The 13,337-nt window shown below is 69.4% G+C and carries 14 protein-coding genes; 5 read left to right on the top strand and 9 right to left on the bottom strand.

The window, feature by feature from the left end; genetic code table 11:
• Positions 1-15 precede the first annotated feature (15 nt).
• Entirely contained in the window at positions 16-1,755 is a 1,740-nt protein-coding gene (locus BMY35_RS16240; RefSeq protein WP_371287175.1) for a dipeptidase, read from the top strand.
• A 139-nt stretch (positions 1,756-1,894) separates the two neighbouring features.
• A complete protein-coding gene (locus tag BMY35_RS16235; RefSeq protein WP_093200880.1) occupies positions 1,895-3,634 on the top strand; it encodes a dipeptidase in 1,740 nt (579 codons plus the stop codon).
• On the opposite strand, the gene BMY35_RS16230 is transcribed toward BMY35_RS16235, so the two are convergent.
• The 8 genes from BMY35_RS16230 to BMY35_RS16195 all read right to left on the bottom strand — a co-directional run bounded on the left by BMY35_RS16230 (position 3,588) and on the right by BMY35_RS16195 (position 10,925).
• Positions 3,588-4,175 (bottom strand): MerR family DNA-binding protein, encoded by a 588-nt coding sequence (locus tag BMY35_RS16230; RefSeq protein WP_093200877.1) that lies wholly within the window; start codon positions 4,173-4,175, stop codon positions 3,588-3,590. The genes BMY35_RS16235 and BMY35_RS16230 overlap by 47 nt on opposite strands.
• 102 nt (positions 4,176-4,277) lie before the next feature.
• Entirely contained in the window at positions 4,278-4,595 is a 318-nt protein-coding gene (locus BMY35_RS16225; RefSeq protein WP_093200875.1) for a chaperone modulator CbpM, read from the bottom strand.
• A gap of 2 nt (positions 4,596-4,597) precedes the next feature.
• Positions 4,598-5,560 carry a DnaJ C-terminal domain-containing protein gene (locus tag BMY35_RS16220; protein WP_093200872.1) on the bottom strand — a complete coding sequence of 321 codons (963 nt, stop codon included), beginning with the start codon at positions 5,558-5,560 and terminating at the stop codon, positions 4,598-4,600.
• A 55-nt stretch (positions 5,561-5,615) separates the two neighbouring features.
• Positions 5,616-6,260 (bottom strand): histidine phosphatase family protein, encoded by a 645-nt coding sequence (locus BMY35_RS16215; RefSeq protein ID WP_093200870.1) that lies wholly within the window; start codon positions 6,258-6,260, stop codon positions 5,616-5,618.
• A gap of 23 nt (positions 6,261-6,283) precedes the next feature.
• Positions 6,284-8,686: an acylase gene (locus BMY35_RS16210; protein ID WP_093200867.1), complete on the bottom strand. Its 2,403-nt coding sequence runs from the start codon at positions 8,684-8,686 to the stop codon at positions 6,284-6,286.
• 94 nt (positions 8,687-8,780) lie between these two features.
• Positions 8,781-9,362, bottom strand: coding sequence for a glutathione S-transferase family protein (locus tag BMY35_RS16205; protein ID WP_093200865.1), 582 nt, complete (start codon positions 9,360-9,362; stop codon positions 8,781-8,783).
• Positions 9,363-9,416: 54 nt separating this feature from the next.
• Positions 9,417-10,055, bottom strand: a complete 639-nt coding sequence (locus BMY35_RS16200) for a CDP-alcohol phosphatidyltransferase family protein (RefSeq protein WP_093201361.1) — start codon at positions 10,053-10,055, stop codon at positions 9,417-9,419.
• Between the two features lie 123 nt (positions 10,056-10,178).
• Entirely contained in the window at positions 10,179-10,925 is a 747-nt protein-coding gene (locus BMY35_RS16195) for a glutamine amidotransferase (RefSeq protein ID WP_093200862.1), read from the bottom strand.
• 108 nt (positions 10,926-11,033) lie between these two features.
• Here BMY35_RS16195 and BMY35_RS16190 point away from each other — a divergent pair, with 108 nt between their 5' ends.
• From BMY35_RS16190 to BMY35_RS16180, 3 genes are read left to right on the top strand one after another with little or no spacing between them, the layout of a single operon-like run.
• Positions 11,034-11,504, top strand: a complete 471-nt coding sequence (locus tag BMY35_RS16190) for a hypothetical protein (protein WP_093200860.1) — start codon at positions 11,034-11,036, stop codon at positions 11,502-11,504.
• A gap of 10 nt (positions 11,505-11,514) precedes the next feature.
• A complete protein-coding gene (locus tag BMY35_RS16185; protein ID WP_093200857.1) occupies positions 11,515-11,991 on the top strand; it encodes a ribonuclease HI family protein in 477 nt (158 codons plus the stop codon).
• 45 nt (positions 11,992-12,036) lie between these two features.
• Positions 12,037-12,285, top strand: coding sequence for a DUF3297 family protein (locus BMY35_RS16180; RefSeq protein WP_093200855.1), 249 nt, complete (start codon positions 12,037-12,039; stop codon positions 12,283-12,285).
• A 13-nt stretch (positions 12,286-12,298) separates the two neighbouring features.
• Here the strand turns inward: BMY35_RS16180 and BMY35_RS16175 are convergent, their stop codons facing one another.
• Complete coding sequence (locus BMY35_RS16175; protein ID WP_256228569.1) at positions 12,299-13,306, bottom strand: DUF2272 domain-containing protein; 1,008 nt, start codon at positions 13,304-13,306, stop codon at positions 12,299-12,301.
• Positions 13,307-13,337: the final 31 nt, after the last annotated feature.

Here is a 13,337-nt window from a genome sequence, read left to right as displayed (position 1 = left end):
GAGGGGGAGACCCTGATGCAGCAATCTCGATTTTCATTGTCGGCGCTTTCGCTGGCCCTTGCGCTGACCCTCGGCTCGCAGGCGCATGCCGAAACGATCAGGAAGCCCCAGCTCGATCAGCTCGCCGCCGCATGGCAGGCCGGCAAGCCGCCCGCCGACTTCGATGCCTTCCTCGCGCAGGCGGCGAAGAGCCAGCCCGCACTGCAGGGCAGCGTGAACGCATACCGCGGCAAGAGGACGCCGCTGGCCGGCGACGACCTCGTCAACATCGCTCGCCTGCTCGGCCTCTACAACCGGCTGAAGAACCAGCAGGCCGTGATCGCGAGCATCGGCACCATGGTGGCGATCCCGACGGTGCGCAACGTGCAGGTGCCGCCCCACGAAAGTGCGCCGATCATCGAGTTCGGCCAGCTGGTCGAGAAGATGGCGCGCGACTTCGGGCTTGCCTACCGCAATGTCGACAACCGCATCTTCGAAGTGAGCCTGAAGGGAAGGGGCGCGGAGGAGTTCGGCATCCTCACGCATGCCGACGTGGTGCCCGCCGTGCTGTCCGAGTGGGTGCTCGACGACGGCACGCGGCTCGACCCCTTCAGGATGACGCGCGTCGGCGACTTCCTCTACGGCCGCGGCACCATCGACGACAAGGGCTCCATCGCGGCAGTGCTCTACGCGATGAAGGCTGTGAAGGAAAGCGGCCTGCCCATCGACCGCAGCATCCGCCTGATGATCGAGACTACCGAGGAAACCGGCGGCGACGCGATGCAGTACTACCGCACGAAGACGCAGCTGCCGGCCTACAACATCGTGCTCGACAGCAAGTACCCTGCAGTGGTGGCCGAGAAGGGCTCGGGCGCGCTGAAGGTGCTGTTCCCCGCGGAAGCGGTCGACGCGGCGTCGACCGCGATCACGGCGATGACGGGCGCCGCATCGGCCAATGCGATCTCGCAGACGGCCACCGCCACGCTCAAGGGGGGCGATCTCGCGGCAGCGCTCGCGAAGCTCGAGGCCTCGAAGCCGGTCTTCCTGAAGAAGTACGAGGGCCAGGGCGGCAAGTTCGCCATCGACATCGCACGCGGCACTGACAGCATCGAGCTGAAGGTGACGGGCGTATCCGCCCATGGCTCGCGGCCCGAGGAAGGCGTGAATCCGCTGCCGCGCCTCGCGCTGTTCCTGCAGGAGTCGGGCGTGTCGCTGGCCTCCAATCACTACCTGCAGGCCGTGAAGTACATCGATGCGCTCTACGGCACCGGCTACCTCGGCGAGAAGATGGGCCTCGGCTACGCCGACGACTTCATGGGCCCTCTGACCTTCTCGCCCAACCTCGTGCGCATGGGCAGCGACGGCAGGCTCGAGGTGACGGTCAACGTGCGCATGCCTCGCGGGCGCACGCCCGAGGAGCTCAAGGCGCAGGTCACGCAGAAGATCGATGCCTGGGTGAGCACGAACAGCGTGAAGCTCGAAGTCGCCTACGAGCAAGGCAACTGGATGGCGCGCGACCCGAAGGGCGCGTGGCTGTCCACGCTGCTGAACATCTACGGCGACACCACCGGTCTCGAGGCCAGGCCCGTGCCTACGGCCGGCAGCACCACCGCGAAGCTGATGCCCAACGCGATCAACTTCGGCCCCGCGATGCCCGGCAAGAAGTACACCGCGCACAACGCCAAGGAGTACAAGGAAGTGCCCGACCTCGATGTCGACATGCAGATGTTCACCGAGATGCTGGTGCGCATCGGCAATCTGCAGCAGATGCAATAGGGAGTGCGGCATTCGCGAACTTAAAGACGCGCTTTCTCCCTTGTGCGCAACGTTTCTTCGTAGTGTGTGAGAGCCTCTTGCGAGGCGCGGCTCGGGTATCTTTGAAGGCTTCCATTTTCGTGAACAGGGAGTCACTTTCATGCCCCAATTTCGCTTCTCGTTGCCGGCCCTCACCATGGGCCTGATGGCAGTTGGCCTCACCGCACCGGCCTTCGCAGAGACGATCAAGAAACCTGAGCTCGACCGCCTCGCTGCAAGCTGGCAAGGCGGCAAGACCGCATCGAGCTTCAACGCCTTCCTGGCGCAGGCCGAGAAAGCCAACCCGGCGTTGAAGCCGGCGGTTGCCGCCTATCGCAAGAAGGCGCCGCTGGCGGGCGACGACCTCACCAACATCGCACGCCTGCTCGGGCTCTACAACCGCCTGCACAACCAGAAGGCGGTGATCGCGAGCCTGGGCGCCATGGTGGCGATCCCGACGGCGCGCAACGTGCAGATTCCGCCGCACGAGAACCCGACGATCATCGAGTTCGGCAAGCTGGTGGAGAAGACCGCGCGCAACTTCGGGCTGGAGTACCGCAACGTCGACAACCGCATCTTCGAGGTGAGCCTGAAGGGCAAGGGCAGCGAGGAGTTCGGCATCCTCACGCACTCCGACGTGGTGCCGGCAGTGCTGTCTGAATGGGTGCTCGACGACGGCACCCGGCTCGACCCGTTCACGATGGTCCAGGTGGGCGACCGCCTCTACGGCCGGGGCACCATCGACGACAAGGGTTCCATCGCCGCCGTGCTCTACGCGATGAAGACGGTGAAGGAAAGCGGCTTGCCCATCGAGCGCACCATGCGCCTGATGATCGAGACCACCGAGGAAACCGGTGGCGACGTCATGGAGTACTACCGCGGAAAGGTGCCGCTGCCGGCCTACAACATCGTGCTCGACAGTGGCTATCCGGCGGTCGTGGCCGAGAAGGGCGCAGGCTCGCTGAGCGTGTTCTTCCCCGCGGAGAAGGCCGACGGCAGCGTCACCGCGATCACCGACATGGGGGCGGCCGCCGCGGTCAATGCCATCTCGCAGACCGCCACCGCCACGCTCAAGGGCGGCGACCTCGCGGCCGCATTCGCGAAGCTCGAGGCCGCCAAGCCGGGCTTCCTGCAGAAGTACGAACCGCAGGGCGGCAAGTTCGCCATCGCCGTCACGCGCGGCACGGACAGCATCGACATCAAGGTCACGGGCACCTCGGCCCATGGCTCGGAGCCGCAGAACGGAGTGAACCCGCTGCCGCGGCTGGGCCTTTTCCTGCTGGAGTCCGGCGTGACGCTGGCCGACAACCAGTTCCTCAAGGCGGTGAAGTACGTCGATGCGCTCTACGGCACGGGCTACCTCGGCGAGAAGATCGGCCTTGGCTACAAGGACGACTTCATGGGGCCGCTGACCTTCTCGCCCAACCTGATCCGCACCGGTGCCGACGGCCGGCTGGTGGTGGCGGTCAACACGCGCATGCCGCGCGGCCGCACGCCCGAGGAGCTCAAGGCCCAGGTCACGGCGAAGATCAACGAGTGGGCCGGCGCGAACAAGGCCGCGGTCGAGATCAAGTACGACCAGGGCAACTGGATGGCGCGCGACCCCTCCGGCCAGTGGCTGACGACGCTGCTCAACATCTACGGCGACACAACCGGCCTCGAGGCCAAGCCGGTGTCGGCGGCCGGCGCCACCACCGCCAAGCAGATGCCCAACGCGATCAGCTTCGGCCCGGGCATGCCCGGCAAGAAGTACACGGGGCACAACGCCAAGGAATACAAGGAAGTGCCCGATCTCGACGCCGACCTGCAGATGTTCACCGAGATGCTGGTGCGCATCGGCAACCTGAAGCAGATGCAGTAGCCGTCGGCGGCGGCCGGCCCGCCTCGTGCTCCGACTGCGAGGAGAACGAGGAGGACGAGGGGGACGAGGAGAAGCCCTTGAGCTCCAGCAGTTCGTCGAGGATGGGGCAGGCGGGCTGGTGATCGCCGAGGCACAGCCCGGCGAGGCGCTCCAGTACGCGCTTCATTGCCTGCAGCTCCTCGATGCGCGATTCGAGCTCCTCGGTCCGGTTCAGCGCGATGTACTTCACTTCGGCGCTGCTGCGATGCTCGTCGTGCCGCAGCGCGAGCAGCCTGACGATGTCGTTCATGCCGAAGCCCATCGCGTGGGCCCTGCGGACGAAGCGCAGCACGGCGACGTGCTCGTGCGTGTACCGGAGCCCGTAGGCGCCTTGCAGCAGGCCGTGGGCTTCGCACTGGCGCAGCAGTCTTTCCGAGACGCCCGCGCGGGCGATGACCTCTTCGATGCCCAGTCGCCGGCCTGCCTCCGGCGCGCGGCTCGTGGTCGTTGCTGCTTCGGGCGTGCCGGCGCGTCCGTGCGACGCATTGGTGCGAGGGTTCATGCGAGCTCCTGTTGAAGAGGCTCGCAGTCTTCGGCTTCGCACGGTGTCAAGGTCAAGCGGGCGATCCGCTTTCCCCTGAGGCCGCAGGGGCGATGCGGCGTGTCAGCCCAGCCCGCGCGCGTGCAGCGCCGCCTTCAGCCGCCGCACTTCGTGCTGCAGGTCGAGGATCAGTGCGGCCGCGTCGAGGTTCACGCCGAAGTCGCGCTCCAGCCTGCGCGCCTCGAGTGCGCATTGCAGGTCGGTGCTGGAGAACTGCCAGCGCTCGGGCGCCTTCTCGGCGGTTTCGATATGCAGGATGCCGACCTCGACCAGCTGCACGACCCACGCGGTATCGGCGCCGACGGCATGCGCCAGTTCGTTCGCCGCGAGCGGCTGCGATGCGCTGATGGCGGTGGTGCTCGTGAGAGTGAAATTCACCATGCTCAGACTCCCAGATGCTGGCGTGGATGGAAGGATGCGGTGGCTTGAGCCAGCTGCTCGTAGGCCTTGCGTGCATCGTCGCCGTCGGCGGGCGGCAGCGCGATGTCGATCAGCAGGTACAGGTCGCCCGGCGTCTTGCCCGCGAGCCCGCGACCCTTGAGCCGCAGCTTCAGGCCGCTGCGCGCATTGCGCGGCACCGTCACCTCGACCACTCCGCCGGTCGGCGTGGGCACCTGCACCTGCGCGCCCAGCGCGGCCTCGGTGGGCGTGACGGGCAGCGTCATGTACAGGTCGCGCTCCTCCACGCGGTAGAGCTTGTGCGCCGCGATGCGCACTTCGAGGTACAGGTCGCCCGCGGGCTCGCCGCCGTGGCCCGGCATTCCTTGCCCGGCAAGGCGGATGAACTGGCCCGGGTGCACGCCCGGCGGAATCTTCACGCTGAGCGTGCGGTTGGTCCACTGCGGATGGCCCTGCGCGTCGAGGGTCTGCGCGCGCAGCGTGATCTCGCGCTCGGCGCCGTTGAGCGCGTCTTCCAGCGTGATCTCGATGGCCGCATGGTGGTCTTCGCCGCGCGCGCGGAAGTTCTGCCGCGCGGCGCCGCGGCGCTCGGCCTCGCCGAACAGCGACGAGAAGAACTCGCTGAAGTCGGCATGGTCGGCCGGGCCCTGGTGTGGGCCGCGGTGGAACTCGAAGCCCTCGTCCCAGCCGGGCGGCGGGCGGAAGTCGCCCTCGGGGCTGCCGCCGCGCGCGACGCGGTCGGCCAGCGCGTCATAGGCGGCGCGCTTTTCCTTGTCGCCCAGCACGTCCTTGGCCTCGTTGATGTCGCGCATGCGCTGCTCGGCATCGGGCTCCGTGCTGACGTCGGGGTGGTATTTGCGGGCGAGCTTGCGATAGGCCTTTCGCACGTCGTCGTCGGACGCGGTGCGGTCGATGCCCAGAGCGCTGTAGTAGTCCTTGAAGTCCATGGTGCGTGATGGTTCGTTGGGTGGACGGCATCGCGGTCAGGAAGGTCCCGGGCGGCTAGGCCAGGGCTGCATCGCCGTCGGCATGCCGCAGCAGCGGCGTAACGGCCCATGTGGGGCCGCGGCGCTCGAAACGCAAGGGCTGGGCGTTGCCGAGCAGGCCGAGGTCGACGGGCACGCCCAGCAGGGCGGCCAGCGCGTAGAGCGTGCCGCCGTGCGCCACCACCAGCGCCGGTGCCGGCAGCCGCAGGGCGGTGTCGATGGCTTCGCGCGTGCGCGCGACGAACTGCGTGAGCGTCTCGCCGCCCTCGGGCTCGCAGGCCCAGTCGATGTTGGCGGACGAGGTGCCGATGAGCGCGCCGAAGTTGCGCTCGCGCAGCGTGGCCTGCGCGGCCGGCACGAGATTCAGCGCGGTGGCGACCGCGTAGGCGGTGTCGTTGGCGCGCCGCGCGTCGCTGCACACCACGGTGCGGATCGGCTCGCCAGCCAGCAGCGTGGCGGCGCGCGCCGCCTGCTGCAGGCCCAGCTCGCTCAGGGGCTCGTCCACCGCCTGGAAGATGCGCAGCGCGTTGCGGCCCGTCTGGCCATGGCGCAGGAAGTAGAAGTGGTCGCAGTCGGGCGAAAGCGGTTGCGTCGCCGCGATGCGGATCAGCTCGTCGAGCCCGTTCGGGCTCTTGTGGGAAGTGGCGGTCTGTTGCGACATGGATGGACTGGTGTCAACTGCTGTCAGTACGCGAGCTGCAGCGGCGAGCCCTCGCGCTGTGCCCGCACGTCGGCGGGGTGGAAGGGCAGCGGATGCCACTGCTTGGCCGCGAACAGTGGCAGCTGGTCGTAGGCGCGCGGCGAAGCGAGGTCGCTGCTCTGGCCGTAGGTCAGCAGGCCCTGGGCGACCGGGCCGTTGGCGTCGAAGGTCACGACCTGCATGTAGCTGCTGCCGTAGTTGATGTTGTAGCCCTTGGGGTCGATCAGCGACTGGCCCTGCGACTCCAGCTTGTTGAGCACGCCCTCGAACTCGTCGCCGCCGTGCAGCGCGATCTTCTGGCCGCGCACCAGGCGCGACTGCGGCACGCCCAGCGGCACGTCGGCCGCGAAGCCGGCGGTGCGAAGGATGCCGACCGCGTCGCCCAGCGCCTTGAAGACGACCTCGCGCGTGGCCGGCGTGGCCATGTCGAGCCCGGCCGGCGTGGTCACGGGCTGCGCGGGATCGAAGGGCACGCGCCAGACCTTCGGGATGTCCTTCGTCTTGCGCCAGAACTCGCGGAAGAGCGGCGCGCCCTTCGAGTCGGCATTGCTGGTGCGGTCCCAGGCGGAGAGCACGCGGCAGCCCAGCGCCTGGTCGGCGGTGAGCGCGCCGCCGGCGGCGCTGCAGGCGGCCTGCAGGTCGTTCATCACCAGCATGCCGGCGAGGTTGCGGTCGCGGAAGATCACGCTGCGCAGTTCGGCCGCGCCCATGCGGTTGCCGGGCAGGCCGTCGCTGCCCGCGAGCCGGCCGCGGATTTCCATGATCCCGCTGCGCGTGCGCAGCCGCTGCGGCACGCCCACCGGGCCCACCAGCGGCGAAACGCCCGCCGCCGGCGCGACGTCGGGGTTGCTCAGCCAGAAGCTGTCGTTGCTGTTCTGCACGTAGTCGGGCGTGACGAGCACCGGCATGCGCGCCGGCGGGATGATGCCCGGCGAAGCGGCCGCGCTGTCGCGGTTCCAGGCACAGGCGCCGCGCGAGCCGTCGAGCACCGCCAGCCCGGCCGCGTTGAGCAGAGCGGCGGCGGCGGGCGAGGGCGCGCAGCTCTTGAGCATGTCGGCCGACACGTCGGGCACCACCGACAGGTCGGCATACATCGCGTTGCCGTCACGGTCGGCCGCGATGGTGTTGATCCACGGCATGCCCTGGTTGCCCATGGCTGCGCGCAACTCGGCCACGTTGCGGGCCTGCGCCATCTTCATCCAGGCCTCGGCGGAGCGCACGTTGAGCGTGTTGGCGTCGCGGATGGCGTAGGCCTTCTGCGCGGTCCAGCCCAGGCCGGCGCGCGGCAGCGAGATCACCGGGCCCCAGTCGGTCGAATAGAAGGTGTGCTGCACCGGCGGGGTGCTGCCGCCCGTCGCCGCTGCGGGCAGCGTCACGGTGCGCGCGACCATCTTCCTCGGCCGGCCGTCGACCAGGTACACCGTCGGGTCGGCGGGGTCGAGCTTCAGTTCGTACAGCGTGAAGCGCTTGCCGGTCGAGACGGTGTGGGTCCAGGCCACGTCCTTGTTGAAGCCGATGGCCACCACCGGGCTCAGGCCGCCGGTGGCACCCATCACGTCGAGCTTGCCGGGAATGGTGAGGTGCATCTGCCAGAAGCGGTTGGTGCCGTTCCACGGGAAGTGCGGGTTGCCCAGCAGCAGGCCTTTGCCGTCCGGCGTGGCGTTGCGCCCGAAGGCCCAGCCGTTGGAGCCGAGCTCGCCGCCCTCGGGGTTGGCGTTGAAGCTGTGGCGGCCGATCTCGGCGACCGCTTCCTTCAGCTCGACCGGTGCGGCGCCGGTCTTCGCACCGGGCGCGGGCGGCACCGCGGCTAGCACGGCGCCGGCCAGCGCGCCGAGGCCGCCCTGGATCATCGACATCTCGGTGGCGCGCGACAGGTCGGAGGCCGTCATCGGGCGCACCCAGGGCTTGCCGCGGCAGGCTTCGGGCAGGCCGTTCGGTCCGGCATCCTGCAGGTAGCGGTTGTAGCCCGCGACGTAGCCGCGCAGCGCGGCCTGCACGTCGGGGCTGGTGGTGGCGCCTGCGCGTGCCAGCGCGGCGTCGTCCATGTGGTAGCGGATGAACAGGTCGATCTGCGCGTTCGGCGCGCGGCCCAGGCCCAGGTCTCCGGTGTTCTGCGCGCCCAGGAACTGCGAGCGCTCGCCGCGCAGCGTGAGCAGGTGCTCGGCCGTCTGACAGACGTTGTCCTGCGCGTGCGCATAGGCGCTGCCGTACGCCAGGCCTTCGTAGTCGGGCGCGGTGACGTGCGCGATGCCGAAGGTGGTGCGCTCGATGGTCACGCTGCGCGCGCCGGGCGGCGGCGTGCTCGCGCAGGCGGCGAGCAGGGCGGCCAGGCCCAGGGAAAGGGCCGTGAGCGGAAACCGCGAAGGCGTGGCGTTCTTCGATGTCATGCGGGCGTCTCTCTTCTTGGAATGGAACAAGGAAGCCGATTAAAGGACGTGCCTTCGCCGCGCGTTGTCACCAGCGCGGCACGCCGCGCCGTGTTCAGCCGAACCGCATGGCCTTGGGGCGGGCCTGCAGCCGGTCGATGTAGGCGTCGATCTTCGGGCGGTTGGTGCGGCCGCCGAATGCGCGGTGCCAGATGAACATCGAGCCGATCATCACGTCGGCCGCCGTGAACTGCGCGCCGAACAGGTAGGGGCCGTAGCGCAGCTCGCGCTCGACCGCATCCTTGGCCGCCTCGAAATGGGTCCAGCCGCGCGCGCTGTTGTTGCTGCGGATCTTCAGGATGGCGTCGCCCATCGAGGGCTCCAATTGCGCGGTCGAATAGACCATCAGCGACAGGTAGCGGCCCCGCTCGGGCGAGCCGAGCGGCGGCGCGAGCCGCTTCTCGGGAAACTTCTCGGCCACGTACAGGCAGATGGCGGCGTTCTCGAAGACGCGCGCCTGGCCGTCGACCAGCGCCGGCAGCTTGCCCGCCGGGTTGATCTTCAGGAACTCGGGCGTCTTGTGGGCCTTGTCCTTGATGAGGGTGGTCACGATCTCGTAGTCGACGCCGGCTTCGTCGAGCATCCACTTGGCGACGTGGGAGCGACTGTGCGGGTCGAAATACAGCTTCATGGTCATGGGCGTGTCTCCTGCGGTCTTCTTGCGGTCTTCTTGAGATTGGCGGTCGATCGGTCAGAACTTCGGGATGCGCAGCGTCTTGCTGATCATGAGCGTGCCCGAGAGCGCGAACAGCAGCGCCAGCGGATGCAATTGCCACGGCCCCACGATCCAGGCGCCGCCCCACAGGTCGGCGCCGATGCGGCCCTGCCAGGCGGCATACGCCAGCACGCCCACCAGCACCACGCTGGTCGGGATGGGCGTGCCCTCGAAATACTTCACCTTGTCGGAGCCGGCCGAAAGCGCCTCGGCCGTCACGTTGAAGCGCGCGAGCCGGCTCACGCCGCAGCAGACGAAATAGACCAGGATGACGCAGTCCCAGCCGCCGTTCAGGCCGGCCGCGAAGCCGAGCGCGGCGGGTGCCACGCCGAAGGAGATCACGTCGGCCAGCGAGTCGAGTTCGCGCCCGAGGGCGGACTGCGTCTGGCGCCAGCGCGCGATGCGGCCGTCGAGCACGTCGAAGACGAAGGCGGTAGGGGCGAGCGCGGCCGCCCACAGGAACTGCGCGAGCGACTGGCTCGCCATGAATGCCATCGCCAGGAACACGGCGCCCACGCCACTGGCCGCGTTGCCGAGCGTGAACGCGTCGGCAAGATGGAACTCCCGGATCATCGAAAAATGCTTGCGGGCCGGCACGGGGGAAGGGGTGGTCATGAAAGGGAAGAAAAGGAGCTGGCGGGCGGCCAATGGACCGCACCATAACCGAAGCGGCGAGCGTAGCCTGTAGTCGCGATCCGACGCACGGGCGCCGCCTGTCGGACGGATTTCAGGGGGCGGTCAGGCGACGCCGTGGCGGGTCTCGACGATCCGCGCAAAACGCCCGAGCAGGCTGGCGGCGGCATCGGTGTCGACCACGCGCTCGCGCATCGCGACCGGGTCGGCGCCCTTGGACGCCAGTTCGCCGGCCAGCATCTCGATGTAGCCGCGCATGGCGTCGGCATCGAACTCCGGGTGGAACTGCACGCCCCATGCATGCCTGCCGACGCGGAAGGCATGAATCGGCTCGTGCTCGTTGCCGGCCAGCCGCACGGCGCCTTCGGGCAGGCGCAGCGCGCTCTGCCAGTGCACCGCGTGGGCCGGGAACCGGGCGGGCAGGCCGTTCAGCAGCGGATCGGCGGCTGCTGCTGCTTCGTCGAGGCTGACGGTGACGGTACCGACCTCCGCGCCGTGCGGATGGTCGCCGGCCTCGCCGCCGAGCGCGTGCGCGAGCAGCTGGTGGCCGTAGCAGATGCCCAGCACCGGCGTGTCGAGTGCCACGACCTGCGCGAGCCAGGCGGCGGTGGCCTCGCTCCAGGGCTCGCGGTGCGACACCATCGCATGCGAGCCGGTGACGACCACCCCCGACACGAGGGCCGGGTCGGGCAGGGCGTCGCCGCGGCGCGGATCGACCACCAGCAGGGGCAGCGCCTGCACCCCGAGCCCGTCGGCGATCCAGTGCTCGAAGTCGCCCTGCCGCGCGCGCAGCGCTTCGAAGGTGCTTCCGAGCTTGACGATGACGAGGGGATGCGGTCGTTGAGTGTCCATGCCGCGATCATGCCGCAGGTGCACAACGGGCCCGCAGCGGCTACAGTGGGTGACCCGGGGCTGTTCCCGGGGTTCCGACCTGACTGCGATTCCGCCGAGAACCAATCGATGCGCACCCTGGCTGCTTCCCTCGCGATCTTCGCCGCGGCGCTTGGCGCGCAGGCGGCGGAGGTGGTGCGCTGCACGGATGCCAGCGGGGCCATCTCGTACACGAACGTCGCCTGCCCGCCGGGCAGCAAGCAGTCGCGGCAGGTGTCCATCCTCGAATCGCCGCCGACCGATCCGGCGCGCCGCGACTATTCCGCACCGCAGCAAAGCTCCGCGCCACCTGTCGTGCCGCCCAGCCAGGTGGCGGGCAATCCGCCCTCGGGGCCGGCCATCATTCCGCGCTATCCGGCCGAGACGCAACCGCAGGCCGCGGCCGATCCGCCGGGCGTCGTCATCCTGAGCCCCGATCCGTACTACGACGGCGTGCGGCCCATCCGCAGACCACGGCCGCCGCATGCGCAAGACCCCGGCCCGCCGCCCGGGCAGCGCCCTTGCCAGAACCTGGCGGGCATCAAGCGCTACAACTGCTGAAGAAGGCCGGATGAGTGGTGCAGAGGAGACCGGGGCCGGCAGCCCCGCGTGGACCGTCTATTGCGACGGCAGCGCCATGCCCAATCCGGGGCGCATGGGCATCGGCGCGGTCATCACCGCGCCGGACGGCAGCCGGCACACGCTGTCGCAGGCCACGCACACCACCGGCTGCAACAACGAAGCCGAACTGCTCGCATTGACGCTCGCGCTGCACGACCTGCGCGAGCGCGGCGCGAAGGCGGTTCGGGCCTACAGCGACAACAGCATCCTCGTGGAGCAGCTCGGAGCGACCGGCGGCCAGGCCGTCGCGCCGATCGTGCGGCTGGCCGGCCTGTTCGACGAAGCCCGAGCCCTGCTCGGCAGCTTCGACGACGTGCGCGTGCACTGGATTCCACGCCACCGCAACGGCGAGGCCGACGCGCTGGCACGTGCCGCGCTGGGCTTTCCGCCCAAGCCGCCCGCGCGGCGGACCAGGAAGCGCCGATAGGCGCCGGCAGGGGCAGGCTCCCGGGAGCCCCTATCATCACGCGCCATGACAGAAGCCACTTCCCGCCCACCTCTTCCCGACCACCTCTCCATCGACCCGCGCAGCCCGCACCATGTGGCCGCCGCGTTCGAGCACGACATCGGCATCCGCTTCAACGGCAAGGACCGCCTCGACGTCGAGGAATACTGCATCAGCGAAGGCTGGATCAAGGTGCCCGCAGGCAAGACGCTCGACCGCAAGGGCAAGCCGCTGCTGCTCAAGCTCAAGGGCACCGTCGAGGCCTACTACAAGTAAGCCCACGTCTCCATCAACGCCACTGCAGCAGCAGCGACCAGGGCTGGCGGCTCATGTGGCGATCGACGCACCCGGGCACGCCCGGCGTGCATCCCTCGGGCAGGTAGCTCGGGTCCAGCCAGCGCGTGCCGGGCGCGAAGTCGAGCCGGCGCCGCGTGACCGACTGCAGCACGTTGCCGCCCACCGTGTCGAAGCCAGTGGCATCCACGGCCACCACCACGTCGCAATGCATGGGCAGCGGCTCGCCGCCGGTGTCCCGGGCGGCCAGCACTTCCCCGATCTTGTCGAAGGTGTCGAGCCCGGCGCCCGCGCCGCGCGCCTGGCAGACCAGGTCGCCGACGCGCGGCGGCGTGCGCGTGAGGTCGCAGGCGCGCAGGGCATAGCGCGGATTCCGGCCCGCTGCCTCGTCGATGCCGGCTTGCCACGCGGCCCCCGCGTAATCGGCATGCGCCTCGGAAAACACGAACTCGTCGTCCGCCAGCCCGGCCTGTCGCGCCAGCCAGCTGACGAAGGCGGCGGACCACGGCGTGTCGATCACCGCGACCCGCGCGAGCGCGGCCTGCACGGCGCGCAGTTCCACCGAATCCAGCCCCTCGTCGGGACCGACGCCCATGCCTTGCAGACGCCCGGCCGTCGCCTCGTTGAGTGCCTGCATCAGCAGATGACGGTCGGCGGGGCGCAGGGCGCCGAAGCGCACCTGCGAGGGCAGGCGCGGGTCGACGGCCTGCCAGTAGCCCAGCACCCGTTGCCATGGCGCCAGGCCCGGGACCGTGCGACGCGTGTCTTCGGCCTCGGAGTCGCCGGCTTCGGTCATGCGGCCTTCGGCATCCATCGCCTGGCCGCCGAAGGCTTCGTGCTCCTGCACGGCGAAGCTCGCCATGGCGAGTGCGCGCGAAGGCGAGGGGACTTGCGTGGCCGTATCGAGGCAGCTCGATGCTGCGAGTGCCGTGACGGGCGCGAAGGCGAGCCACAGCGTGCCGAGCAGCGCGGCAACAGTCGGTAGCGGAATGGAGGAAGGCAAGGGTCGCGGCATGTGGTCGCGCAGCATAGCC

This window comes from Variovorax sp. YR750, assembly GCF_900109805.1.
In the GTDB taxonomy this organism is placed as follows: domain Bacteria; phylum Pseudomonadota; class Gammaproteobacteria; order Burkholderiales; family Burkholderiaceae_C; genus Variovorax; species Variovorax gossypii.
The sequence above is the reverse complement of the archived record's forward strand: the minus strand, read 5'-3'. Positions and strand labels throughout refer to the sequence as shown.

Bases quoted from the DNA above. Each gene is read 5' to 3' on its own strand.
- BMY35_RS16240 (WP_371287175.1), top strand. From the start codon at position 16: ATGCAGCAATCTCGATTTTCATTGTCGGCGCTTTCGCTGGCCCTTGCG.
- BMY35_RS16235 (WP_093200880.1), top strand. From the start codon at position 1,895: ATGCCCCAATTTCGCTTCTCGTTGCCGGCCCTCACCATGGGCCTGATG.
- BMY35_RS16230 (WP_093200877.1), bottom strand. From the start codon at position 4,175: ATGAACCCTCGCACCAATGCGTCGCACGGACGCGCCGGCACGCCCGAA.
- BMY35_RS16225 (WP_093200875.1), bottom strand. From the start codon at position 4,595: ATGGTGAATTTCACTCTCACGAGCACCACCGCCATCAGCGCATCGCAG.
- BMY35_RS16220 (WP_093200872.1), bottom strand. From the start codon at position 5,560: ATGGACTTCAAGGACTACTACAGCGCTCTGGGCATCGACCGCACCGCG.
- BMY35_RS16215 (WP_093200870.1), bottom strand. From the start codon at position 6,260: ATGTCGCAACAGACCGCCACTTCCCACAAGAGCCCGAACGGGCTCGAC.
- BMY35_RS16210 (WP_093200867.1), bottom strand. From the start codon at position 8,686: ATGACATCGAAGAACGCCACGCCTTCGCGGTTTCCGCTCACGGCCCTT.
- BMY35_RS16205 (WP_093200865.1), bottom strand. From the start codon at position 9,362: ATGACCATGAAGCTGTATTTCGACCCGCACAGTCGCTCCCACGTCGCC.
- BMY35_RS16200 (WP_093201361.1), bottom strand. From the start codon at position 10,055: ATGACCACCCCTTCCCCCGTGCCGGCCCGCAAGCATTTTTCGATGATC.
- BMY35_RS16195 (WP_093200862.1), bottom strand. From the start codon at position 10,925: ATGGACACTCAACGACCGCATCCCCTCGTCATCGTCAAGCTCGGAAGC.
- BMY35_RS16190 (WP_093200860.1), top strand. From the start codon at position 11,034: ATGCGCACCCTGGCTGCTTCCCTCGCGATCTTCGCCGCGGCGCTTGGC.
- BMY35_RS16185 (WP_093200857.1), top strand. From the start codon at position 11,515: ATGAGTGGTGCAGAGGAGACCGGGGCCGGCAGCCCCGCGTGGACCGTC.
- BMY35_RS16180 (WP_093200855.1), top strand. From the start codon at position 12,037: ATGACAGAAGCCACTTCCCGCCCACCTCTTCCCGACCACCTCTCCATC.